The sequence below is a fragment of the Escherichia sp. KTE159 genome (genome assembly GCF_000408805.1).
GTDB lineage: Bacteria > Pseudomonadota > Gammaproteobacteria > Enterobacterales > Enterobacteriaceae > Escherichia > Escherichia marmotae.
In genome coordinates this window covers 755,503-780,708 of the sequence record NZ_KE137292.1, presented here as the reverse complement: position 1 = coordinate 780,708, position 25,206 = coordinate 755,503, and the positions used below count along the sequence as shown (strand labels likewise).

At 46.2% G+C, this 25,206-nt stretch carries 14 protein-coding genes and 2 pseudogenes; 2 read left to right on the top strand and 14 right to left on the bottom strand.

Going from position 1 to position 25,206, the window contains the following annotated elements:
• The first annotated feature begins 128 nt into the window (after positions 1-128).
• Positions 129-869: a pyruvate formate lyase 1-activating protein gene (gene pflA, locus A31E_RS17790; RefSeq protein ID WP_000111043.1), complete on the top strand. Its 741-nt coding sequence runs from the start codon at positions 129-131 to the stop codon at positions 867-869.
• Positions 870-1,011: 142 nt separating this feature from the next.
• On the opposite strand, the gene bcsC is transcribed toward pflA, so the two are convergent.
• The 7 genes and pseudogenes from bcsC to A31E_RS17820 all read right to left on the bottom strand — a co-directional run bounded on the left by bcsC (position 1,012) and on the right by A31E_RS17820 (position 14,988).
• Complete coding sequence (gene bcsC / locus A31E_RS17795) at positions 1,012-4,119, bottom strand: cellulose synthase complex outer membrane protein BcsC (RefSeq protein WP_016248548.1); 3,108 nt, start codon at positions 4,117-4,119, stop codon at positions 1,012-1,014.
• Positions 4,120-4,237: 118 nt separating this feature from the next.
• On the bottom strand, positions 4,238-6,538 hold the full coding sequence (gene bcsB, locus A31E_RS17800; RefSeq protein WP_016248547.1) for a cellulose biosynthesis cyclic di-GMP-binding regulatory protein BcsB: 2,301 nt from the start codon (positions 6,536-6,538) through the stop codon (positions 4,238-4,240).
• 66 nt (positions 6,539-6,604) lie between these two features.
• On the bottom strand, positions 6,605-8,719 hold the full coding sequence (gene bcsA / locus A31E_RS17805; RefSeq protein ID WP_000576412.1) for a UDP-forming cellulose synthase catalytic subunit: 2,115 nt from the start codon (positions 8,717-8,719) through the stop codon (positions 6,605-6,607).
• 83 nt (positions 8,720-8,802) lie between these two features.
• On the bottom strand, positions 8,803-10,143 hold the full coding sequence (locus tag A31E_RS17810; RefSeq protein ID WP_016248546.1) for a GGDEF domain-containing protein: 1,341 nt from the start codon (positions 10,141-10,143) through the stop codon (positions 8,803-8,805).
• 4 nt (positions 10,144-10,147) lie between these two features.
• A complete protein-coding gene (locus tag A31E_RS17815; protein ID WP_016248545.1) occupies positions 10,148-12,496 on the bottom strand; it encodes an EAL domain-containing protein in 2,349 nt (782 codons plus the stop codon).
• A gap of 1,061 nt (positions 12,497-13,557) precedes the next feature.
• A pseudogene (locus A31E_RS26370) lies at positions 13,558-13,656 on the bottom strand (hypothetical protein); the annotation flags it as partial.
• Positions 13,657-13,839: 183 nt separating this feature from the next.
• Entirely contained in the window at positions 13,840-14,988 is a 1,149-nt protein-coding gene (locus tag A31E_RS17820) for an MFS transporter (RefSeq protein ID WP_000109280.1), read from the bottom strand.
• Between the two features lie 314 nt (positions 14,989-15,302).
• Between A31E_RS17820 and ycaC the strand changes: the two genes are divergently transcribed.
• Positions 15,303-15,929, top strand: coding sequence for an isochorismate family cysteine hydrolase YcaC (ycaC, locus tag A31E_RS17825; protein WP_000165876.1), 627 nt, complete (start codon positions 15,303-15,305; stop codon positions 15,927-15,929).
• 35 nt (positions 15,930-15,964) lie between these two features.
• Here ycaC and dmsC read toward each other — a convergent pair whose 3' ends face one another.
• The 7 genes and pseudogenes from dmsC to ftsK all read right to left on the bottom strand — a co-directional run.
• Positions 15,965-16,828: a dimethyl sulfoxide reductase anchor subunit DmsC gene (dmsC, locus tag A31E_RS17830; RefSeq protein ID WP_001516103.1), complete on the bottom strand. Its 864-nt coding sequence runs from the start codon at positions 16,826-16,828 to the stop codon at positions 15,965-15,967.
• A gap of 1 nt (position 16,829) precedes the next feature.
• Positions 16,830-17,447, bottom strand: a complete 618-nt coding sequence (gene dmsB, locus A31E_RS17835; RefSeq protein ID WP_000213098.1) for a dimethylsulfoxide reductase iron-sulfur subunit DmsB — start codon at positions 17,445-17,447, stop codon at positions 16,830-16,832.
• Between the two features lie 10 nt (positions 17,448-17,457).
• Positions 17,458-19,902, bottom strand: a complete 2,445-nt coding sequence (gene dmsA / locus A31E_RS17840; RefSeq protein ID WP_001516102.1) for a dimethylsulfoxide reductase subunit A — start codon at positions 19,900-19,902, stop codon at positions 17,458-17,460.
• Between the two features lie 238 nt (positions 19,903-20,140).
• Positions 20,141-21,433: a serine--tRNA ligase gene (gene serS / locus A31E_RS17845; protein WP_000886683.1), complete on the bottom strand. Its 1,293-nt coding sequence runs from the start codon at positions 21,431-21,433 to the stop codon at positions 20,141-20,143.
• 90 nt (positions 21,434-21,523) lie between these two features.
• Positions 21,524-22,867 carry a replication-associated recombination protein RarA gene (gene rarA, locus A31E_RS17850; protein ID WP_000067764.1) on the bottom strand — a complete coding sequence of 448 codons (1,344 nt, stop codon included), beginning with the start codon at positions 22,865-22,867 and terminating at the stop codon, positions 21,524-21,526.
• 9 nt (positions 22,868-22,876) lie between these two features.
• Positions 22,877-23,488, bottom strand: coding sequence for an outer membrane lipoprotein periplasmic chaperone LolA (gene lolA / locus A31E_RS17855; RefSeq protein WP_001516101.1), 612 nt, complete (start codon positions 23,486-23,488; stop codon positions 22,877-22,879).
• Between the two features lie 158 nt (positions 23,489-23,646).
• Positions 23,647-25,206, bottom strand: a pseudogene (ftsK, locus tag A31E_RS17860) (DNA translocase FtsK); the annotation flags it as partial.

Here is a 25,206-nt window from a genome sequence, read left to right as displayed (position 1 = left end):
TTTTTAGCAAGAGAGCCTTTTTTGTCAGCTATCTATACTTTAAGGTGACTGCCAAAACAGACTCGACGTAGCCTTCGAGCTGCGCACCAACACGGCCTCAGATGGGCCACATCTGGAGAAACACCGCAATGTCAGTTATTGGTCGCATTCACTCCTTTGAATCCTGTGGAACCGTAGACGGCCCGGGTATTCGCTTTATCACCTTTTTCCAGGGCTGCCTGATGCGCTGCCTGTATTGTCATAACCGCGACACCTGGGACACGCATGGCGGTAAAGAAGTTACCGTTGAAGATTTAATGAAAGAGGTGGTGACCTATCGCCACTTTATGAACGCTTCAGGTGGCGGCGTTACCGCATCTGGCGGCGAAGCAATTCTGCAAGCTGAGTTTGTTCGTGACTGGTTCCGCGCCTGCAAAAAAGAAGGCATTCATACCTGTCTGGACACCAACGGTTTTGTTCGTCGTTACGATCCGGTGATTGATGAACTGCTGGAAGTAACCGACCTGGTAATGCTTGATCTCAAACAAATGAACGACGAGATCCACCAAAATCTGGTAGGCGTTTCCAACCACCGAACGCTGGAGTTTGCCAAATATCTGGCGAACAAAAATGTGAAAGTCTGGATCCGTTATGTCGTAGTACCTGGCTGGTCTGACGACGACGATTCCGCCCACCGTCTTGGTGAATTTACCCGTGATATGGGTAACGTCGAAAAAATCGAACTCCTCCCCTACCATGAGCTGGGCAAACACAAATGGGTGGCGATGGGCGAAGAGTACAAACTCGATGGCGTGAAACCACCGAAGAAAGAGACCATGGAGCGCGTGAAAGGCATTCTTGAGCAGTATGGTCATAAAGTGATGTTCTAAAACATCACGTGCAGGTTGAATTTCGCCCTGCAATTTTGGCTCCCCTCCTGTTAGTGATAATCAGTAAGCCAGCGTTAGGAGCATTCTCAACGCTGGCTTGCTCGACTTAATTTCCGCGTCGTAATCTTCTGATTCTAGCTCGTTACCAGTCGGCGTAAGGTATCAGCGGCTGCGGCGGTAAATCCATGTCGCCCTGCCATCCGGCGGCGGAATACCGTACATAGAGCAGGAAATGGCTGGGCGCATAATCTTTCGCCTGCTGGATATCGATTGCCGTACCGACAAACCAGTTGGATGTGACACGGCGTTCAAGTAATGCCCGCGCCGTGTAGCCAAAGCCCTGACTGCTGCCACCGTCGTTGGTCTGGCCGGTTGCATCGTCTTTCCAGTCAGTCGGGATCAGGTTCATCAGCGGATAACGCGGCATGGTTTTGGTTCGTGAATGCGACCACGAGCCAGACGCCCCCAGCTCCCACGACCAGTTTTCCGTCCGCTCACGCCACATCACCGGTACGGCAAACGACAGGTATTCCTGCGGGCTGTAGTAACCGCCCTGACCGAGTGAGTACCCACTCAGGTCTTTGTCGTAATGCCAGATCATATTGTTCAGACCAATGGTGACGCGGCGATTGTTCTGGTTGATAACTTTATAGTAATAGCCCGTCATCCAGCGCACGCGCCAGTTATCTTCAACATTTTTACCGGTTAACTGGTCGCCGCTAAGCGATGCCCAGACGCCGTTCGCTTCACCTTTATCGTAGCTCAGGCTTAGCCCCACGCCATCAGCACGCACGCCGCCCCATTTTTTCCCGGTGTTGCCCGGGGAGTCTTTTTGCCCGCCAAAGGCCAGCAAGGAACTGGAGATGGGGCGACGATGGGCGTTAATGGTGTAACCAAGCGGCCCCACGTCGTCGCTGTAACTGATGCCGCCAACGACATCCACCACGTTGAAGCCCATCGGCGTGGTGCCGATATCCCAGCTCCAGACGTCATTGCGCCAGCCGACAGCAACGCTGGCACCGGAATCCGACTGACTGCGATTGCCGCTACAATCCTGTAACGTACAGGTGCCCCAGTTGTTATCCCATTTACCCTCAGCGTCGGCGGAGAAACTGCCAACGTTCATATTGACGAAATCACTGCGGAAGAACATTCGCCCGTCGGAATACGACGCATCCACCTGCAACATGGTGGTGTGCGCTTTCAGATCAGAATAGCCACCAGTACCGCTCGAACCCCAGTAATCATGTTCGAGGGTGACGTTGAGATCCTGCTGACGATAGAGGTCCGCCGCATCGCTGCGCACGCCGCGTTTCAGCCAGTCGTCCTTCTCGTCATTGCGGGTCAGACGGGTAAAGGTGTCGTTATCCTGCGGACGCGTTGTCGCCACACCGGATGCGACCATTGCGTCTTTGTAGGTTTCCAGCGCCTGCTGCGGTTCCCCCGCCTGCGCTTCAAAACTCGCGCCATCGCGCAGTACCATCGCGCTTTCCATCGACGGTGGTTGAGATTTTGCCTGTGGGATCAGCCTGTTAAACGTCTGCTGCGCCGCCGCGGTATCGCCAAGCTGTGCCTGCACCAGCGCCACACGCCGTTGCGTGTTCAGCGACGCGTTATCGGTGGCGGGCAGTTTCGCCAGTTGGCTGCGCGCTGCCGCTTTGTCGCCTGCAGCAATATCCACTTCCGTCAGGCCAAGAATGGCGTCGATATTATTCGGCTCGCGCGTCAGGACATTCTGATACGCAGCACGGGCGGCGGTGTAATCACGCCGTTGCTGCGCCCAGTCGGCCAGCGTGAGGTCAATGCGCGTGGAAGGTGGTTGCTGGCGCAGCATCGCTTCCGCTTCGGCCTCTTTGCCGCTTTCCCGCAGACGGTTAGCGGTTTCCAGCACCTGATCGCTTTGCAGCCGATTAACCAGCTCCTGAATATTGCTGTTCCACTGCGCGCGCGGCAGGCTGTTGATATGCGCCAGCGCCGCCCGCTCCTGATCGTGACCGGAGAGATACAGCCCGTAAGCGTAAACCTGCTCCGGATCGTCTGGTTTCTGCTGTGCCAGATTGCGCATCAGGGTATCGGCCTGGCTACGTTGCCCGGCCTGCCAGAGATCCTGCGACAGCCGGTAAGTAATCCATACACTGCCGGGATCCAGCGCCAGCCGTTGCCGCTGAAGCGCTGCCGCCTGCGCCCATTTGCCCTGATTTTCCAGTGCCTCCGCCTGCTGTGCCAGACGATCGTTTTGCAGGCTGCGTTCGATGTCATCAACGCTGCGCCGCTGGCTGGCCGGGAGCGAGGCAATAAACGCTTCGGCTTTTTCCGGTGACTGCTGGCGATAAATATTCGCCAGTCCGCGCACGGCGTTGGTGTTGCTGCTGTCCATGCGCAGCGTCTGCTGATAATAACGTTCCGCGGCGGGGTAATCTTTGCGCGCCATTGCCACATCACCCAGTCCCAGCACTGCATAGCTGTCGGCGTTATCAACACTGCGCGCCTGCCGGAACAACCGTTCGGCCTGCTCTGGATTATTGGCTTTCAGCGCAGCATCACCCTGCTGGATCGCCAGCCAGTAGCGGTTCACTTTCAACAGGCTGTTCCACTTGTCATTGTTGCTGCTGTGCGGGTCCAGCGCGAGGGCTTTTTCCAGATTCACCACCGCATTCGCGCGATCGCCTTTCTGGGAATACGCCTGGCCCAGCGCCCCCAATATTGCACCAGTGTCAGGGTTATCATTATTAAGTATTCTCAACTGACTAATCGCTTCGTTGCGACGGGATGCTATTTGCGCCACTGTACTCCAGTACTCCATCGCCATTTCGACATCTGGCGGTGCCCCATTAAATAGCCTGTCGTAATTGGCAATAGCCTCTTTGTGACGCCCGGAGATAGCTTGTAAACGTGCCATTTGCAGTGCCTGACGGCCATCAGGCGAGGAAAGTCGCATAGCCGTGTGCGATGCTTGATATATTTTTGAATCCGGTGCGAGCAGGAAAAGCCTGGTAAGTTGTTTTTGTGCACCGTCAATATTTCCCCTTCGCAGCAGATAGCGAAAACGAGCCGCAACGACATCTGGATTATTGGGTTCCACCAATTCAAGACGATAAAGCGATTGCTCGACCAGATCTTCGCGGTGAGTGTCTTCGCCTAACCGAACCTGCGCCATCAACAACTGATGAGCAGTTGGCGCGGCTTCCGCCATCGACAGCATCGACAAACCAAGGGATAGTGTGAGCAAATTTAGGGTGAATTTGTACATGCCTGGCCTCAATCAGGTGTTAACTCACTTTTTATTAGAAACAGAATGAGTGCAGCTCCCCGCCCTGCCTGTTTAAGGCCAGGACAGGATTGAGCTGCAAAATAAAAATGACGATGAATTACTGTTGATGAGGATTCAGACGACGGCGGCTAATAATGCGTAGCAGACGCCAGGCCACCCATGCCAATAGCACCACACTGAGTGTTGCCAACACCGCCAACAGAACGGGATGTCTCGCTAACACGTATTGGATACGCTCAAACCAGGGAAGATCCCCCACATAATAAGTATCTCCAGCCCGTAAACTATCGACACCAGATTCACGAATAACCGCGACTGAGCCAAAGATATTGCCGCGCTTTACACTATCAACCAACGCATTGTTGAGTAACCCATCGCCGCGTGCTCCTTCGGTCATCAATGCAATTACGCTACGTTGGGTATGATACGGGGACTGAAAACCAACCACCGCAGCCATTGGCGATGGGGAAACTATGGTTGATTGTGTTTCCGAATTTTGATCGTTTTTATCTGCCTCAATTTGGACATATTTAGCGTGCCGCATTGGACTTTTTACCCAACGTGTCGTTGCCTCAATAAGCAGATTTATTTGCTGTTTGTCTTCTAATTCTTGTGGAAGTGTCCCTATCAACAGAATGTCTGCATCCCTGCTCCGAACGGAGCTTATATCATCAGTAATTGTCAGATTAATGGCTGGAAACCCGGTTTGAGCACCAATCAATCCCAGGGTATTTAGCAATATTTCAACCTGCGTTGCACCAGGCTTTTCAGGCATAACGACAACTGTTTCTGATAAATCAGCCATTCGACTAAAAGGAAAGCCTGCGCTGACAAAGGCGCGTAAATCAGGCATGGCGATAAAGTGATGATACTTTGAAAAATCGATAGTGGAATCATCTGCAATGACTGCATGATTTTTCAAAGGCCGGGAAATAATACAGCTATCAGCATCAGCGCGCGGTATCGTATTAACGTATTCAAAATTAAATCGCAATTGATTGAGCGCCCCCAGTGTCAACGCCGGAACGGTAATTTTATTATTGTCATCCAACAATTCTTGCAATAACGGTAAACGTAACAGCAGTCGATCCGTAGCAGATTGAGTATTTAGACGAAAAGATTCCAGGTACTGATTATTAAGGCTGACATCCACGCGCGAACCACTCACCATTGGTGTGGTATAGCGATAGTTAATCTTCATATCAACACCGCGGTTACGTAGCAGAAAGAGATCTGGTGGCAAATTAAATGAAATATTAATTGCCGCAGACTCCAGGGCGCTTGCCTGTAATTGCCCTTCATATGTCTTAAGCTCTGCGAAAGTTACAGGACGGTCAGTGCGTACCCAATTTGGCGCATCATAAGGTTTGCGCGGCAAAAGCGGCTCCACATCATTGACGACCACACTATCGCCGCGAAACAGTATATTTCCCTGCGCAAGGCCTTTTGCCGCCTGTAATAAATCGTTGTCATCGCGACCAAAAAGTACCAACAATTTGACGAAAGGATTTTGCGGATGGTTGATCATTTCAATAACAGGTGCATTCACCAACGGATGATCACGTAGAAAGTCTGGTCGTCTATTATTAGTGGCAAATACCACTGCATTACTTTCTGGTAACTGGTCATAGAAAACAGGGAATCGATGACCACGCCATCCCGATTGTGCACCAAACCACGAAGCGACAATTGCTGATGCCTGCTGCAACCCTTTGTCAGGAGTACCGGCAAATACCATCGGCAATGTATTGGTACGGTTATCTCGTGGATCAAAGAATGGCACCGGAAAATATGAAAGATCATTTTTCAGATTGAGTCTCTGAAACGTCAGTTCCAGCTCGCTGTTGCGCCCAATATCAAGCCACAGGCTGCTGCTGGTCAAATTTTCACATGCACTCTGGTAGTGACTAATTAATTCGAAATGCAAGCGGTTAAAATCGGAGAAATACAATGGATTGAGAGATATTTCCGTCAACGTTTTTTTCCCCAGTTGTTCTTTGAAAATCGGTAATACCTCCATCAACTCATCATTAAGATAAACCTTAAGTTGTGACTGGACAGGGAGTAACGACGGCGATGGGGTATACTCAAGTTTTAGTTTCGCTTCTGAAACCATTTCATCACTGCGCATACCAAACTCAATATGACCCTGAGGGTTGACTCCACTCAGAACAATATTACCTGGCACTGCTGCTATTTGCGTAAATGGGAGCTTTAACTGGCGGGATGGCACTTTCTCATAAATAGAAACGTTCTCCTTCTGCACAGAAGGTAATATTATCCCGGTGGTAGGTTTATTAATCGTTGTATGTGTAGTCGATGCTGCATTTGCCTGATAAATGCATAACAACCCCAAGAAAATTATTGCAAAACCAGCCTTAAAAAACTTTCTTCCCATTTTAAAAACTCAAGAACCAAAAACAAATACACACAATAAATATTTAGTTAGCAACCAGAAACAAAACTAACCCTTAGAACGTCCTTTAATATTCTGGAGAATATAAAAAATCATATTACAGTAACCTTTCAGAGAGATGAAAGATATTTCAAAAAAGCTCTTTAGAATATTATCCCGGGATATTTTATCATTCCATTCTTGCCATATTGAATCACGAGAAAATGTCGCTCTAACATAATTAATACTTTGTTCATGGCTCATTGGCATAATCTTCAGGCCAATTTTATTATTGTAAGCATGAACTATTTGTACTGGAATATCGCATTTTCCGTAACCATCATCCAGATGAAGAGACAACTGCTGTGTTTTATCAAAATCTTTTAGGTCGGAAATATTATCAATGATAACCCCTAGTCCTCCTTCGGAGAAATCAAGAACAGAACAAGGGTAGTTTCGCCCATCAGTCAGTTGGATCACACCTTTGAAAGACACGTCGATACGCGGAGAAAAACGCACCTGTTTTTGTTCAATAGAGACAGCCAAAGTTGCGCCAATAATAATTGTATTATAAAGCAACCAAACTAAACAAAAGAGATTCAGGATCGCAATATGCCCTTGCAAATTATAAAAATTAACAATACCCATTATCAATCCAAGTAAGTTTAAAATAGCAAAAATGAGGTAGGGATATGATATTCGCCAGTCAACAAACTTATTTTTTATTAATCCCCCTTTAGCCGTAACATTAAAGCGCCCTTTTGCCGGAGCAAGTAATGCAACAAGCGTCGGTAGCGTAATGTACCAGGCCAGCACCATTTCGTAAATCTCATTCCAGAAAGAATGTCTGTATTTTCCTTGTATTCTTGAGTTAGTTAAAACGATAACAAATAGATAAGGCAAAACATAAGACATAATATCCGCTATCGATGCATCTATCAGATTAACTGAAAAGAAAATGGGGCATAATGGTGCACACAAGAAAATCAGTCGTGGCACACCTGATAAAAAGTGCATCATGCTGCTGAGATAGCAAAGGCGCTGTGATAATGTCAGGCCTTTGCCTAATAATGGATTGTCAATACGCAAGATTTGGATCATTCCCCTGGCCCACCGAATCCGTTGCCCAATATGGGCTGACAATGTTTCGGTGGCAAGTCCGGCAGCCAGAGGATAGCGAAGGTACGCAGAGCTGTAACCTGCACGATGCAAACGTAACGACGTATGCGCATCTTCCGTTACTGTTTCGACTGCAATGCCACCCACCTCATCCAAAGCAGATCTACGGATAATTGCGCACGAACCACAAAAAAATGAAGCATTCCAGGTATCCGTTCCATTCTGGATTAATCCATAAAAGAGATGCCCTTCATTTGGCTTTTGCCGAAACTGTCCCAGATTTCGCTCAAAAGGATCAGGGGAGAAAAAATGATGTGGTGTTTGCAACATCGATAGTTTTTCATCAGCAATAAACCAACCCATTGTTTTCGTTAAAAAAGAAACAGAAGGTATATGATCGCAATCAAAAATAGCAACAAATTCTCCGTTAGCTATTTTAAGCGCATTATTTATGTTTCCGGCCTTAGCATGTTCATGTGTTTCTCTTGCGACATAATGAATGCCTGATTCATCTGCGAATCTTCTAAACTCTTGCCTGGCGCCATCATCAAGGATCCAGACGTGTAATTTATCTTTTGGCCAGTCTAATGCCAGTGCACCATAAACTGTATTCTTCACAACCGTCAGAGGTTCATTATAAGTGGGTATTAATATATCAACATTAGGCCATTCTTCTTTATTGTCTGGTAAGGGTATACACTCTCTGTTCAATGGAAAGCAAACCTGAAAGTAACCCAGTAATAAGACAAGCCAGGCATACGTCTCAGCAACTAATAGCGTTACTGAAAAGAAGCTGTCTGGAACCTCATCCAGGATAACTGAAGAAGAGTAACGCCACCATAGATATCTGGAAGATATGAGTACGCCAATCCCCATCAAAATAAGGGTAATTATCCTTCCCTTAACAAAATTGATGAGAAAAACAGAGATGCAAATGATAATAGAGAATAATATTTGTTGATAAAGTCCAAGAGGCTGTTCGACAATCGATATAAAAACAAAACATAGCAATATAGCAACAACCAGAAGGATTTTGTTGTATGCTTCTTTATTTTTAAAGATCATGGCATCTAGTCATTTATTAATACTATTATTCAAACTGTGTGTTTTTTGAAACATAAGTAACCAATTCAATGAAATTTAACACATTAACACCATGTTATCTGAGCTCTACCATTTTGCTTACTTTTGTATAATCGTTCATCTGCCAACAATTTCAACCGTTCAATATTATTCATACACTCGTCAGTATTAGCTACGCCAATGCTGCAACTACAATTCAACCCACCCATCGAGAAATGAACAATTCGGTGCAAAGTTCTTGTTAGTTGACTTACATCTTTATCATGATAAATGATAGCGAACTCATCGCCACCAAACCGATAAATTTCACCTTTACTGCGAGGCAATTCATCTTTAATAAGATTAACTATTTTTATGAGTACCTCATCACCAAACAAATGGCCAAACTTATCATTAATGGTTTTAAATTTATCTATGTCAAACAGACATAAGTATCCAAATTTTTCGCTCAATATTTTGATATCTTTATCAAAGCTCCGGCGACCTGAAGCCCGTGTAAGCGCATCATAAGTGCCAAAATCATATATTTCTCTAATTGCATTGATCTCTTCAGCATTAAAGAATAGATTTTCTCCACGTAAACCATAATGATGATCCGACAATATTGATTCTTTTTCCAACCTACCCTTATATATAATGTTTTGCAGCAAATTAATATAATAGTAATATATTATGACTGCAGATACCGCCGAAGCAAAAACAAATAGCAAACACATATAAATATACTTGCTTTTTTTGTAAGCCACGATAAATATCATTTCAGGGATATAAGAATATGTCAGGGTGATGGCTGAGATCTCAAATACAGCATCATTTATCAAAAAATCATCACCCGCAATTTTCTTTTCATTATCATTAATATCATAAAATGAGACATAGATATCTTCTCGTTCCCCTGACTGATTTCTTATCAGAGATAAATAACGTTCTGGATCCACTACTGATATCAAACTAGTTCTTTTTGCTATGGGATGTGCATAATAAACATAGTATTTATCTTTTAAACTAATAACACCTCTTTCAAATTCGTTAATTACCCGAACAGAGGAAACTATGTCGTCACAAAAATCATCTCCTTTTGACGTAATTTTGATACATTTATCATCACTAATCATATAAGGACCCAGATCATATAAATATCCAGGATGTTGGAAATTTGAAAAGCTATCGCGTATTTTATTTAACAGTTCATCTGGTGATATCTCTAGTTCATAAAATACATTATTAGATACTGAACGACGATACTCAGACACATTAGCAATAGCAAGCCCACTATCAATAATAGATACCTTTACCGAATTAACTCGGTCTTTAAGATACATAGTGTATAAATAACAAGTGACTACAGAGACGCACAAAAAATACAAAAAACAGATTCCTGCGGCCTTTTTTTTATATTTGAACATTGCGTTATTTTCTTTTTTTCGGTTTATTGTCTATATGCCACTCTGAAAATGGTAACGGTTTCTGGTATAAGTATCCCTGGACATGAGAGAATCCTAACTTTTGTAATTCTCTGGCCTGGCTTTCGGTTTCAACACCTTCAGCTATAACCGGCATATTTTCTTCACGGGCAAGGCTGGATATGAAATAGACAATTCTGTTTGTTTCATCGAAAATTCCTGAGGTAAACTCCGAATCAATTTTAATGCTATCAGGCCTTACTTTATAAAGTTTTTTCAAATCAGCTAAACCGCTGCCGAAATCATCAAGTGAAATCTTAATACCGTTTTCTTTTAAAATATTTATATTATTGTAAAAGCTATCATTTATGTCTTTTACTGCCGATTCGGTGATCTCCAGGCAGATTTGATCAGCATTTATACTAAACGTATTAATTAATGACAAAACCCGGAAGTGGAAATCAAATTCATTTAATTGCCACGGAGATACATTAATATGCAGGAGAAAATCATTCGTAATTTCATATTCACGGCTAAATGCCCCAAATTCTCCAATAGCCGTTTCCAGTACAAAATCACCCAATTCTTTAATTAAGCCAATTTCTTCAGCAACAGGTACGAAAATTGATGGTGGTATTATGCCATTTTCAACTGACAACCAACGGCATAACGCCTCCGCACCTACAACCTTATTATTCGCCATATCAATAATAGGTTGATAGACTAAATAAAACTCACTACTCGCAATCCCCTTTTTTATATTTCCAGCGACCCAGACCTTTTGATCAAGTTCATGAGCCTTGATGTCATCATAAAACATAAATTCAGATTCTTTATTTTCTCGCATAGCCGTTAATGCCAGTTTCAGCTTGCCTTCATAATTTGATACATTTTCCCCTACAAAAGTTTCGCAAATAGCAATTTTATGAACATAAATATTTCTTAGACAAATAATATGATCAGGGAGATTTAAAATTGATAATTGCTCGATGAACTCTTCACAATGAGTATGACATAGCAACAAATATGTTTCAGTTGAGACTTTCAGTATGTCACAGTATCGAGAATATTTTTCTGATATTTTTGATTTTATATCATTTATAATCTCGTCATATTTTTTACTTCCATGTATCGCCTCAACAAACTCTAATCCATAGATACAAAGCATGCCAACTGCTAAGTAGGTTTTATTGTTGGTTTCAATAACAGATTTATTGATATAGAAGCAACTTCCTTGCTCACAAGAAACAAGATTAAGTAACCGCTCCATTCGTTCTTTGTATTTATCACTTATGTTATTAATGATTTTTTTCAGCTCAATAATCTCACTGCTGTCATTTTGCACAATTTCAATTTTGTCGTTGCGGTATACTGAATTCGCTAATTTTTTCAAATGCTCTATCAGTTTATTGGACTCTTTTTTAATTTTCTTTGTTATCTTTTCAACAACATACCATAATAAACAGAAGCAAACCAAACCACATAAAAACATCAATGTAAAATATTTATTGATGTTTGCATCCTCTGATTTCTGATAGTGAAAATAATGGAATCTGACATCAGGAAGTCTGGGGAGTGATATGACATTATCGGTATAGTTGCCACTGTCATTACTTATGTTATAACTACCTGATGAGTTACGAACAATAAGATGCAGCATTGATTTTTCATTACCTACCATAATTTTTTTATTCTGCTCCATGAATAAAATATCAGCTTCACCAGCCAATTTATTAAGATAATTACTAAAATATCTTTCATCAAGATCTAAATGCATTAACTTCAGAGCAAACGAATTTTTTTCTTCTTCGGATGGACGTAATGAAAACGAGAAACATTTTTTCCCTGCAATGCCATAGCAGTTATACCACGGTGACCATTTTGAATAAGTCCCTTTCGGCAATTTATTCCAGGGGCGAGATTCAGGATCAAAGTATTTATCGCTAATTTCACCATCAACCCCAGTAAAAGGTTTACCGGGTTCTGATTGGCCAAAAAACTTAATCACACCACCATCAGTTCGAATAAAGCTAAGATACTTCCCGTTATTCAACATTATCCCAACTAGATTAACGGAATCTATTTTTTTCATCCGATGGATGACCGCTTGTTTGATTTCATTTTCATCATGTAACAGATAAATAGCATCTTTTAACGCATCAGCTTCTTTTTCAATTTTAGAAAAAAAATTATTTAAATTATTGTTAATAAGTATAAGATTAATACGCGAATAATTTTCTTCTATTTTTTTATGAAAATCAATCGCCGTAATAAATGACAAAATAATATAGACTGTAACGGCTAATATAAGCGCAGTGTTAAATCTTGAATTTAATTTTTCAGTAATGCTATACATATTGGAGTTCTGACTAAAGTGTTATCAATAGTTCCGATATTACATCGTATAAAATTACTTATAATTGATGGTGTTAATATCCCTCATTATGATTTTATTACTTGAAACATTTCCTCCCAACGAATATACCATGATGAGAAGATTCATTTTTCCTTAATTTACCAAAGTGATTATCATAGTTTTTACTTTAACTGAACCAACATTGTTATACTTAATATTCGTGCTTTTGTCTCTTTTGCCCACGCTACCGCCTTTCGTTAATTTTCAACGAAATAATTAAGATATGAAAATATTTATAAATGTCGACATAACTGTCACATACCGCACAGTTGCGCCATCGCCACTTTTACCACCCAAAAGAGGCATTAATATGTAATCTCAGCAATCCATTCCGTTTATTTATCTGTTCTTCAGATATGAGCAATGTGACTCTTTTAACCCAAATAAATTAATCAATAACCTTAGAGAAAGTGGTCATTATTAGTTGATTGCTAAGGCTGTAGAGCGCCCATCAACCTGAACAGATAAATACGTTGAGGAATACACGATCGATAAAACAATAAGGTGCAGTGGCAGACGACTATTTTATTTTTAAAACAATAGTCTGTGAACCATGCCTGGTATGAGTAGATTCTAGTGAGAGAAGGTTTTTGTAAGTTTAAAATCCTATAAAACATCAAATTAGCAGAATTTTAAACCAGATTAGAAATGTATTTTCTACATAACGAAACAATAGTTGCAACTATTTTCAGCAAATTTAACCAAAAGTGATAACATGCAACATTGTTGATGCAGATCAAAAAAAACGATTTTATAGTGCTGGGCGTTGTTTAAACTTTGTCCTCAAAAATCAAACTGTTACCATAAGAAATAGTTCACTGCGGAACTCAGAATAATAACGCGCAAAATAGCCAACAATTTAAATTATCACCATATCTAAAAATAAAGCTTTCCGATAACTTAAATTCGTATTATCACGACAACATTTATCACCATTCATCTCTTAAGAAAAACTTAACTTTAGCGTTATCAGATCGACTCGTTCTTTTAATCTATTTCCTGCCCAAACCCCAATTGGTGATAAATGACATCAGCACAATGTTGTACCAGCGCAACTGTTTTTCCTGAACGCTCTCAGCATAGACCGATCTTTCGCTAATATTTAATAGATATCTCTAAACAGAGGGGGATGTGTGGAAAATAAGAAATGCGAAAATGGTGGAATAAAAATTACAATCTGCTGTACATTTTATTTTTACAAATAAATTTTGCTGAAAGCTCGTGTAAAGAGGGAATAAGAAAACAGAGTGCGGACAACAAGTTCACACTCTGCACTAATTCATTTAGACGTGAGCAACGGGTTTTGGCGTGTGTCCGGCATTGCGTAGCAGCATCAGTAAGTAGATAAACGACACACTGGCGATCATGATAAACAGCAGATTATCAGAAAAATTCTGCATTAGCATGGCAGTAAAAGACGGCCCAAACAAACTACCCACGGTATAACTCAACAACAATGCTTGATTCATTGCGACCAGTTGATGATGTTCAACTTTCTCACAAGCCCAGGCCATCGCCACCGGATAGAGCGTAAAACCGGCTGCACCGAGGATGAACAATGCTGGAGCCATTGCCGCCTGACTTAACATCGCGATACTACCGAGAATGACGACAAATACCTGAACACGCAGTACCAGCAGACGACCAAATTTATCCGCCAGACGGCCAATTGGCCATTGCCCGAGGATACCGGCACTAACCAGTACCGCCATCCAGAATCCGATGCTGGCATTGCTAATCCCTTTATGATTGAGGTACAGAGGCATCAGACCATACAAAGAACCCAAAACGATTCCCGAGATAATGCAGCCATTCACGCCAAGTCGTGCCTGGCGAAGTTTTAGCATTGACGTCATGGGCGTCGAAGCATGATTTTCAGCCTGTTGATTCAGGATACGAGTAAACAGCAGCGGCAAGATCCCCGCCAGGGTCAACCCCGTAGCCCACGGCAATACGCTCATCAATTCGGTTGAAACTTTACTGAGCAGTAACTGGCCTAAAAACGTCCCCACATAATAAACCATCATATAGGCAGCAAGTAACCGCCCACGGTTACGTGACGTTCCGCTGCACATCAGCGCGCTTTCCACCACAACCCAAATCATGGCGCAACCGACGCCTGCGACGAAACGCCAGGCTAACCAGCTCCAGAATCCAATCATCAAACCAAGCCCGACACAGCCTGCCGCAAAAATGAAGGAAGCAAGGTAATAACTGCGATTAAACCCAAAGCGTTTAATGACATACCCTGTCAGTAAAGTACCGACCAGGTTGCCGGTAAAATAAGATGAACTGACGACACCGACCTGCCATGTGGGCAAATGCGCCTGGGCGAGCCATAGCGGCACCAGTGTATTTAACACCGCGATCGCCAGAGTCAACAAAAGTAAGCCAGACAGCAAAAGCATGACAGGCCGGGTATACGTGGACATGAATTAAAACCGTGAGGAAGCTCAAATTTCATGCGCATCATGCCACCACCAAAAACATTGTCAATGGGTGAAAATACGTACATAACGTAGCGGCTGTATTATCGATTTATATTACTCATTCATAACACTAATGACGAAAAGATAATCAGTCTCATCTACTTGTTTTTATTGAACTAACATAAAGTTCATGCATTTCGTTCAGTCGAAAAATTTCATGGTCACAGCAAACCTGGATTTCCCGTCTATGCTTTCAGGGCAACGCATCGCGTCTGAACGATTTCAGGCGTACCACTGACTCTCGAAAGGAGAAGAGAATGACCAAACCGTATGTTCGTCTCGATAAAAATGATGCTGCTGTTTTGTTAGTTGATCACCAGGCTGGTTTACTTTCCCTTGTGCGGGATATTGAACCTGACAAATTTAAAAATAACGTGCTGGCGCTGGGTGACTTAGCTAAATATTTCAATTTGCCTACCATTCTTACCACCAGCTTTGAAACTGGTCCTAACGGCCCACTGGTCCCTGAACTGAAAGCACAGTTTCCGGATGCACCTTATATTGCGCGTCCTGGAAATATTAACGCCTGGGATAACGAAGATTTTGTCAAAGCAGTTAAAGCGACAGGTAAAAAACAACTGATTATTGCAGGGGTGGTAACCGAGGTTTGCGTAGCATTTCCGGCACTTTCCGCAATTGAAGAAGGGTTTGATGTCTTTGTGGTGACTGACGCGTCAGGAACCTTTAACGAAATTACCCGGCATTCGGCATGGGATCGCATGTCACAAGCGGGGGCGCAATTGATGACGTGGTTTGGTGTCGCCTGCGAACTGCACCGTGACTGGCGTAACGATATCGAAGGCCTGGCGACGCTGTTCTCTAACCACATTCCTGATTATCGTAATTTGATGACCAGTTACGACACCTTAACGAAACAGAAATAAAAGAGAACCGGGGCCGAAACCCCGGTTATAACGCTTTAGCTGGCAACAGCCATACCCACGGTCATATGCAAACCGTAGAATACGCCGCGACCGATTAATTCCCCTGCAAGAAGCAGGATGAATGACACGGAAAGCAGCGGCACCGCAGGCTGAAAACCTTTTAACTGCGGAGCAATCCACAAGCACAGTGCCACAGCGATAAGCACAATCCGCCAGGCCATCAGTGCACCGTAATCCGGCACCAGCGCCGCAGCCTGTTGTACAGAAGAGTGAATCGTAGCGAGTTCAGCCCCCTGCATTACAGACATTACACCGCTCACCACCAACGCCAGCACTGAAATTGCCGGAAGTAAACGCATCACCCAGCCATTAACCCCCGCCAGACGCAGTAACAGATATCCCAGCAGCGGGCCACCCATAAACATGGTCAGGAAGAAGCCCATCGGTGTCCAGATGCTGTACCAGGTCGGTACGGTATCGATGCTGTTATACACACGTACCATCATCCAGACAAATACCACACCGAGAACCATCGTCACCACCAGCCACAGCGCGCGTAATACCGGTGACAGCTTTTTCAGCATTGCCAGCAACCAGCCGATGCCACCAACGGCAAAAAAGATCGAACCGCTGGCGATTTCGTTACTCAACGCCGAAGCGCCAACCCGATTGAGTGAGTTAAAGGCGCGCATCGGTGAACCAAGGTGAAGCATTGAGGCAATAAAGCCAATGCCCATCAGTACCCACAAGCCAAACATACAGGCAATAACCCGCTGTTGGGTATCGGCCCGAAGTTCACCTTTCAACAAGGCAAATGCCAGAACGATAAAACCGCCCACTACACACTGCCCGAAGACCGTGAAGATCATCAACGGCCATTCATGCCATCCACTTCCCATCTCACACCTCCTTCGGATTTGCCAGGTAGCCAGTGGTATCCCCGGTTGGGCGGCTGTTGGCGTTAGGTTTGATCACAATATTTGGTTTGGTAAAGTGCGCTCTTGGCAACGGCGCAACGGCGGCCAGATCGCCATGTTTTTTACGCAACTCGTCGATAGGGCCGAAATCCAGCGCCCGCAGCGGGCAAGACTCGACACAGATCGGTTTTTTACCTTCCGCGACACGATCATAACAACCATCACATTTGGTCATATGTCCTTTGGTTTCGTTGTACTGTGGCGCACCATACGGGCAAGCCATATGGCAGTAACGACAGCCAATACACACATCTTCATCGACAACGACAAAACCATCTTCACGTTTATGCATCGCGCCGCTCGGGCAGACTTTGGTACACGCCGGATCTTCGCAGTGATTACATGAAATCGAGAGATAGTAGGCAAATACGTTCTGATGCCAGACGCCGTTATCTTCCTGCCAGTCGCCGCCCGCATATTCATAAATTCGGCGGAAGCTGACTTCTGGTGTCAAATCTTTGTAGTCTTTACAAGCCAGTTCGCAGGTTTTGCAACCGGTGCAACGACTGGAATCAATAAAAAATCCATACTGGGTTGTCATCGGTTACTCCTTACACCTTTTCAACCTGAACGAGGTTTGTATGTGACGGATTCCCCTTGGCGAGAGGAGATGGGCGTTGAGTGGTCAGTACGTTGATACAACCGCCCTGATCAACACGTTTCGCATCGGGGTCATACCAGGCACCTTCACCCAATGCGACCACGCCCGGCATCATTCGTGGCGTTACTTTCGCCTCAATATGAACCTCACCGCGATCGTTAAAGATCCGCACCTTATCGCCATTGTTGATACCGCGTTTTTGCGCATCAATTGGGTTGATCCACATTTCCTGGCGACAAGCCGCTTTCAGCACATCAACGTTACCGTAGGTGGAGTGCACACGAGATTTGTAGTGGAAACCAGTAAGTTGCAGCGGATACTGTTTATTCAGCGGATCCTGATAACTTTCAAAGCCCGGCGTGTAGATCGGCAGTGGATCAATCACATCGCCTTCTGGCAATTCCCAGGTAGCTGCAATATCAGCCAGTGCCTGTGAATAGATCTCAATTTTGCCCGATGGCGTGGTCAATGGATTTGCCTGCGGATCTTCCCGGAAGGCTTTATAAGCAACGTGATGCCCTTGTGGATCACGCTTTTTAAAGATCCCCTGCTTACGAAACTCTTCAAAGGTCGGCAATTCAGGAATCGCTTCTCGCGACTGGGCATACAGGTGGCGCATCCACTCTTCCTGGGTACGCCCTTCAGTAAACTGTTGCTCGACGCCAAGGCGTTTTGCCAGTTCGCTGGTCATCTCATAGATGGTCTTACATTCAAAGCGCGGTTTAATCACCTGGTCATTGAAAATTACGTAGGACATATTTCCGCAGGAAGCATCCAGCGCAAAGTCCATCTGCTCAGAGGCGGTGCAATCCGGCAACAGGATGTCAGCATATTTTGCTGATGAGGTCATGTGGCAGTCGATAACTACAATCAATTCGCACTTCTTATCATCCTGAAGGATTTCATGGGTGCGGTTGATTTCCGAGTGCTGGTTAATCAGGCAGTTACCGGCATAGTTCCAGATCATCTTAATCGGAACATCCAGCTTATCTTTACCGCGCACACCATCACGCAGCGCTGTCATTTCCGGGCCGCGTTCAATCGCATCGGTCCACATAAACATGGAAATGCTGGTTTGGATCGGGTTTTCGAGGGTCGGCATACGGACAAACGGTAAGCTGTATGAGCCTTCGCGCGCCCCGGTGTTGCCACCGTTAATACCGACGTTACCGGTGAGGATCGCCAGCATTGAGATAGCACGAGTGGCGATTTCACCGTTAGCGTGGCGTTGTGGTCCCCAACCCTGGCTGATAAACGCCGGTTTAGTGCTGCCAATTTCCCGCGCCAGTTTGATGATTTTGTCCGCCGGAATACCCGTAATTTGCGAAGCCCATTCCGGCGTTTTAGCAACGCCGTCCGGCCCTTCACCCAGAATGTAGGCTTTATAGTGACCGTTTTTCGGCGCACTGGCAGGCAACGTTTTTTCGTCGTAACCGACACAATATTTATCGAGAAACTCTTGATCAACCAGGTTTTCAGTGATCATGACATATGCCAGACCATTAACCAGTGCGGCATCTGTTCCCGGACGGATCGGGATCCATTCATCTTCGCGCCCGGCACCGGTGTCTGTATAGCGCGGATCGATAATGATCATGCGAGCATTTGATTTCTGACGCGCCTGTTCGAGGTAATAAGTCACCCCGCCGCCGCTCATTCGCGTTTCGCCCGGGTTATTACCAAACAGTACCACCAGCTTACTGTTTTCAATATCTGACGGGCTGTTGCCATCAGCCCAGCCGCCGTAGGTATAGTTCAGACCTTCCGCAATTTGCGCGGAGGAGTAGTCACCATAATGGTTCAGGTAACCGCCACAGCAGTTCATTAAACGCGCAACCAGGGTATTTCCCGGTGGCCAGGAGCGGGTCATGGTGCCGCCCAGCGTACCTGTACCATAGTTCAGATAGATGGATTCGTTGCCATATTCTTTAATCAGACGCTGCATATTAGTAGCGATAATGTCGTAGGCTTCTTCCCAGCTAATGCGCTCAAATTTGCCTTCACCACGCGCCCCTACCCGTTTCATCGGATATTTCAGACGATCAGGATTATAAACGCGACGACGCATGGAACGCCCACGCAGACAGGCGCGCACCTGATGCAGGCCGTCGTAATTGTCATCACCGGTATTATCCGTTTCGACGTATTTGATCTCACCGTCCACGACATGCATACGTAGCGGGCAGCGGCTGCCACAGTTAACTGTACAGGCGCTCCAGACAACCTTCTCGTCAGAATTTGCCGCAATGGCGTTATCGACAGCGTGCGCTATTCGACTAAAAGGTAATGTTAATGCGCTGCTGGCCATCGCCAGGCCGCCGATCGCTGTCGTTTTTACCAAACCACGGCGACTCACCTCAGCAGCCAATACCGCATCAGGGATTTTCGTTTTCATAATGGCTCACTCAAGCTTGCTTACGATTGATTCCAGTAACAAACCGTATTGTGTAATTATTTTTATAGCGGTGCGCTATATAGGCTTGTATACATCGAATGATTTGAAAATCAACGAGATAGATAGATTTTCACTCGAAAGTAGTATTACGCGTAAGTGAAATGTAATTATTGTTTGGTATCAAAAGGAGACAAAAAAAGCGCCCGTAGGCGCTTTTTAGATTCGGCATATTTAGATATTAGCCAATATATTCCAGTCCGTTCATGTACGGACGCAGAACTTCTGGTACTTCAATACGGCCATCAGCCTGCTGATAGTTTTCCATTACCGCAACCAACGTACGACCAACAGCCAGACCAGAACCGTTCAGGGTATGAACCAGACGGGTTTTCTTGTCTGACTTGCTGCGGCAACGTGCCTGCATACGACGTGCCTGGAAATCCCAGACGTTAGAGCAGGAAGAGATCTCGCGGTAGGTGTTCTGTGCCGGGATCCATACTTCCAGGTCGTAAGTTTTGCAAGCGCCAAAGCCCATGTCGCCAGTGCAAAGAATGATTTTACGGTACGGCAGACCCAGCAGTTGCAGGACTTTTTCTGCATGACCGGTCATCTCTTCCAGTGCCGCCATAGAGTCTTCCGGACGCACGATCTGAACCATTTCAACTTTGTCGAACTGGTGCATACGGATCAGGCCGCGAGTGTCACGACCATAAGAACCAGCTTCAGAACGGAAGCACGGTGTATGGGCGGTCATCTTAATTGGCAGATCATCTTCATCGATGATTTCACCGCGCACCAGGTTGGTCAGCGGAACTTCCGCCGTCGGGATCAGCGCGTAGTTACTGGTGTCAGCTTCTTCTTCCAGCGGACGAGTATGGAACAGGTCACCAGCAAATTTCGGCAACTGACCAGTACCGTACAGCGTGTCCTGGTTAACCAGATACGGGACATAGTTTTCGCTATAGCCATGCTGCTCGGTGTGCAGATCCAGCATAAACTGCGACAGCGCACGGTGCATGCGAGCGATTTGCCCTTTCATCACCACAAAGCGCGAACCGGTCAGCTTAACTGCTGCTGCAAAGTCAAGACCTGAGTGCATTTCACCCAGCGTCACGTGGTCACGAACTTCAAAGTCAAACTCGCGCGGGGTGCCCCAGCGGCTAACTTCAACGTTGTCATTTTCGTCTTTACCTACCGGCACTTCATCTGCAGGCAGGTTAGGGATTGTCAGCGCGATATCGCGAATTTCAGCCTGTAAAGCATCCAGCTCGGCTTTTGCTGCATCCAGCTCTTCGCCCAGTTTGTTCACTTCCAGACGTAAAGGCTCAATATCTTCCCCGCGCGCTTTCGCCTGGCCAATGGATTTCGATCGGGAGTTACGCTCCGCTTGCAGGTTTTCCGTTTTGACCTGCAATACTTTACGACGCTCTTCAAGAGCGCCCAGCTTATCTACATCCAGCTTAAAGCCCCGGCGTGCCAGTTTTTCAGCGACTGCGTCTGGCTCATTACGCAGCAGATTGGGATCGAGCATGCTTATCCTGTGCTTATCGAATTAAATGGGAGATGTGGCCACAGCCTGCGACCACAGGGATACAGTAACAACATTACCGCAACGATAACATTAACGGTAGCGTTTTATGGGGCTATTTTGATCCTGTTCAGCCAGCCAGGCGAGCTTTTCGCCAATCTTGCCTTCAAGGCCTCTGTTGGTCGGGAAATAATAGCGTGTTTGTGCTATTTCCGGCGGGAAGTAAACCTCACCGGCGGCATAAGCGTTTGCTTCATCATGAGCGTAACGATATTCCTGCCCGTAGCCCATTTCCTTCATCAGTTTGGTTGGCGCATTGCGCAAGTGAACTGGCACGTCATAATCCGGACGTTCGCGAGCATCGGCCAGCGCGGCTTTAAACGCAGTATACACAGCGTTACTTTTTGGTGCGCAAGCCAGATAAACAATCGCCTGGGCAATGGCGCGCTCGCCCTCTGCCGGACCCACGCGGGTAAAGCAATCCCAGGCAGCTATTGCCACCTGCATCGCACGCGGATCAGCATTGCCGACATCTTCCGACGCTATTGCAAGGCAGCGACGTGCGACATATAACGGATCGCCACCAGCAGTAATAATTCGCGCATACCAGTAAAGCGCCGCATCGGGGGCGCTACCGCGCACAGATTTATGCAGCGCGGAAATCAGATCGTAAAAGCGATCGCCTTTGTTATCGAAGCGGGCACTGCGCTCACCGGCGATTTCCGTCAATAATTCTGTCTTCAGAACACGTTTACCGCTGTTATCGACTTCGGCCATATCCGCCATCATTTCCAGCGTATTTAACGCCCGGCGCGCATCGCCATTCACCAGTTCAGCAATCGCCCGACGCGTCTCATCTGGCAGAACAATATCTTGCCCACCGTAACCGCGGGTTTTGTCTTCCATCGCCTGAGTCAGTACTTGCTCAATATCCTCTGTGCTAAGGGATTTCAGCAGATAAACTCGGGCACGGGAAAGCAATGCCGAGTTAAGTTCAAATGACGGGTTTTCAGTCGTCGCGCCAATGAAAGTGATGGTGCCATCTTCAATATGCGGTAGAAAAGCATCCTGCTGACTTTTGTTGAAGCGGTGAACTTCATCAACAAACAGAATGGTGCGCCGACCGGCATTGCGGTTCTGCCGCGCTCGCTCGATTGCCTCGCGAATCTCTTTAACGCCAGAGGTGACGGCTGAAATACGTTCCACATCAGCATTCGCATAGCGGGCAATGACTTCTGCGAGGGTCGTTTTACCAGTACCGGGTGGCCCCCAGAGGATCATGGAATGCAAGTGCCCCGCTTCGATAGCACGCGGCAACGGTTTCCCCGCAGCCAGCAAATGCTGCTGGCCGATATACTGTGCTAAATTTTCTGGCCGCATACGCGCGGCCAGAGGTTGAAAAGTATTATCCGAAAAATCGAGCGACAGATTGCTCACTCAGGGCCTCTACTTACGTTGGTCATCTACCGTTACGCCTTGCGGCGGGGTGAAGGTAAATTTCGCTGCATCCACAGCACCGTTTTGCTGGGATTTCAGTTGATAACTACTGCGCTGATCGTCCTGCTCTACCGCACTAAACTGATGGATCGTACCATCGCGCCCCACATTAATGGTGAATTGCTTCAGATTGCCATTGCTGGCTTTCGGCGTCAGGATAAAGTCATCGCCATTCTGTTTGATGTTGTATTGCTGCCAGTCACTGGACTGGTTACGGGCAATCAGCATAAACGGCGTATTGCCGGTGGCATCTTTCAGCCAGGTTGCCGTGGCTTGTTCAACAAAGGGATTATAGAACCACAGTGTTTTACCGTCAGAAACCAGAACACTTTCATCCGGCTGAGTCATATGCCAGTTAAACAGATTAGGGCGTTTCACCCATAAATCCCCCTGACCTTCCTGTACAGCAGCGCCGCTACCGTCAGTGACCTTTTGCGTAAAGCTGGCATGGAAACTGCTGACTTTATCCAGGCGGCTTTTCAGATCGCTTGCGGCGTCAGCCCAAACGCTGCTCGCCACGAAGCTTGAGAGTAATGCACAGGTGATGGCAATTTTTTTCATCATTGTTCCTCAAATTACGTCACTCCCAAACGGGAGTTCCCTCTACTCTCTATTCCAGGCTAATAATCAGCTTGAGGAAAGAAGAAAATACTGAATTTTCAGTTGATGGAGTGCCGGATGCAACGTTATCACGTCTTATCCGGCCTACGATTCACTAATTAGTCAAATGGCGGTGGGGCCAGCACTTCACGATTACCGTTGTGACCCTGTTCGCTGACGATCCCCTGCGCTTCCATCTGTTCTACGATGCGTGCGGCACGGTTGTAACCGATGCGGAACTGACGCTGAACACCGGAAATAGACGCTTTGCGTTTTTCAGTGACAAACGCCACCGCCTGATCGAACAACGGATCCAGCTCTTCAGCACCGTCAAAACCACCCGCACCACCTTCACTTTCGCTGTCGGAAGTGATGCCGTCAACATACTGCGGACGACCACGGGCTTTCCAGTCCTGCACCACCGCATGTACTTCCTGATCGCGAACAAAGGCACCGTGAACACGTACTGGCATGGTGGAGTTAGGCCCGGAGTAGAGCATATCCCCCATTCCCAGTAGCGATTCTGCGCCAGCCTGATCAAGAATGGTACGTGAGTCGATCTTGCTGGATACCGTGAAGGCGATACGGGTCGGAATGTTCGCTTTAATCAGACCAGTAATAACATCAACCGAAGGACGTTGCGTTGCCAGTACGAGGTGGATACCCGCGGCACGGGCTTTTTGCGCCAGACGTGCAATCAGCTCTTCCACTTTTTTACCCACCGTCATCATCAGGTCGGCAAATTCGTCCACCAGCACCACGATATACGGCTCTTTTTTCAGCACCGGATGCTGTGCATCCATACTATCGCCCGGCTTCCAGTACGGATCTGGAATTGGCCGCATCATACGATCAGCTTCAGCAATTTTTTCGTTATAACCTGCCAGGTTACGCACACCCAGTGCCGACATCAGCTTATAACGACGTTCCATCTCGTTGACACACCAGCGCAGAGCATTCGCTGCATCTTTCATGTCGGTAACGACTTCCGTTAACAGATGCGGGATACCTTCATAAACCGAAAGCTCCAGCATTTTCGGGTCGATCATGATGAAACGCACATCTTCCGGCTGCGCTTTATAGAGCATACTCAGGATCATAGCGTTCACACCGACAGACTTACCGGAACCGGTAGTCCCCGCAACCAATAAGTGCGGCATTTTCGCCAGATCGGCAACCACCGGCTCACCGGCAATATCTTTACCCAATACAATCGTCAACGGTGATGGGTTATCACGGAACCTGGCGTTATCCAGCACTTCGCGCAAATAAACGGTCTGGCGTTTTTTATTCGGTAATTCCAGACCTACATAAGGTTTACCTGGGATTACTTCAACTACACGGACTGCCACTGTTGATAACGAACGGGCAAGGTCACGTGACAAGTTAGAAATACGCGCGGCTTTTACACCCGGTGCCAGGTTCAGTTCAAAGCGAGTGATAACTGGCCCTGGTGAGTAGTTAACAACATCGGCTTTAATGCGGAAATCAGCCAGGCGCGCCTCCACCAGACGTGCCATTTGTTCGAGCGCAAAGGTATCTACTGGCTCCACTTCGCTCGGCGGCGGCGTCAACAAATCCAGCGATGGCAACGGCGTTGTCGGCTTGTGCAACGGACGACTGTCGCCATTGCGCATTAACAGCGGATGAAGCAGGGTATCCTGCGGCTGCGGCACGAC

What these genes read in the sequence shown, in the direction of transcription:
- A31E_RS17820 (WP_000109280.1), bottom strand. Translation starts at nt 14,988, where the DNA reads ATGTCCACGTATACCCGGCCTGTCATGCTTTTGCTGTCTGGCTTACTT.
- ycaC (WP_000165876.1), top strand. Translation starts at nt 15,303, where the DNA reads ATGACCAAACCGTATGTTCGTCTCGATAAAAATGATGCTGCTGTTTTG.
- A31E_RS17815 (WP_016248545.1), bottom strand. Translation starts at nt 12,496, where the DNA reads ATGTATAGCATTACTGAAAAATTAAATTCAAGATTTAACACTGCGCTT.
- lolA (WP_001516101.1), bottom strand. Translation starts at nt 23,488, where the DNA reads ATGAAAAAAATTGCCATCACCTGTGCATTACTCTCAAGCTTCGTGGCG.
- bcsB (WP_016248547.1), bottom strand. Translation starts at nt 6,538, where the DNA reads ATGGGAAGAAAGTTTTTTAAGGCTGGTTTTGCAATAATTTTCTTGGGG.
- pflA (WP_000111043.1), top strand. Translation starts at nt 129, where the DNA reads ATGTCAGTTATTGGTCGCATTCACTCCTTTGAATCCTGTGGAACCGTA.
- dmsB (WP_000213098.1), bottom strand. Translation starts at nt 17,447, where the DNA reads ATGACAACCCAGTATGGATTTTTTATTGATTCCAGTCGTTGCACCGGT.
- dmsC (WP_001516103.1), bottom strand. Translation starts at nt 16,828, where the DNA reads ATGGGAAGTGGATGGCATGAATGGCCGTTGATGATCTTCACGGTCTTC.
- bcsC (WP_016248548.1), bottom strand. Translation starts at nt 4,119, where the DNA reads ATGTACAAATTCACCCTAAATTTGCTCACACTATCCCTTGGTTTGTCG.
- dmsA (WP_001516102.1), bottom strand. Translation starts at nt 19,902, where the DNA reads ATGAAAACGAAAATCCCTGATGCGGTATTGGCTGCTGAGGTGAGTCGC.
- bcsA (WP_000576412.1), bottom strand. Translation starts at nt 8,719, where the DNA reads ATGATCTTTAAAAATAAAGAAGCATACAACAAAATCCTTCTGGTTGTT.
- A31E_RS17810 (WP_016248546.1), bottom strand. Translation starts at nt 10,143, where the DNA reads ATGTTCAAATATAAAAAAAAGGCCGCAGGAATCTGTTTTTTGTATTTT.
- serS (WP_000886683.1), bottom strand. Translation starts at nt 21,433, where the DNA reads ATGCTCGATCCCAATCTGCTGCGTAATGAGCCAGACGCAGTCGCTGAA.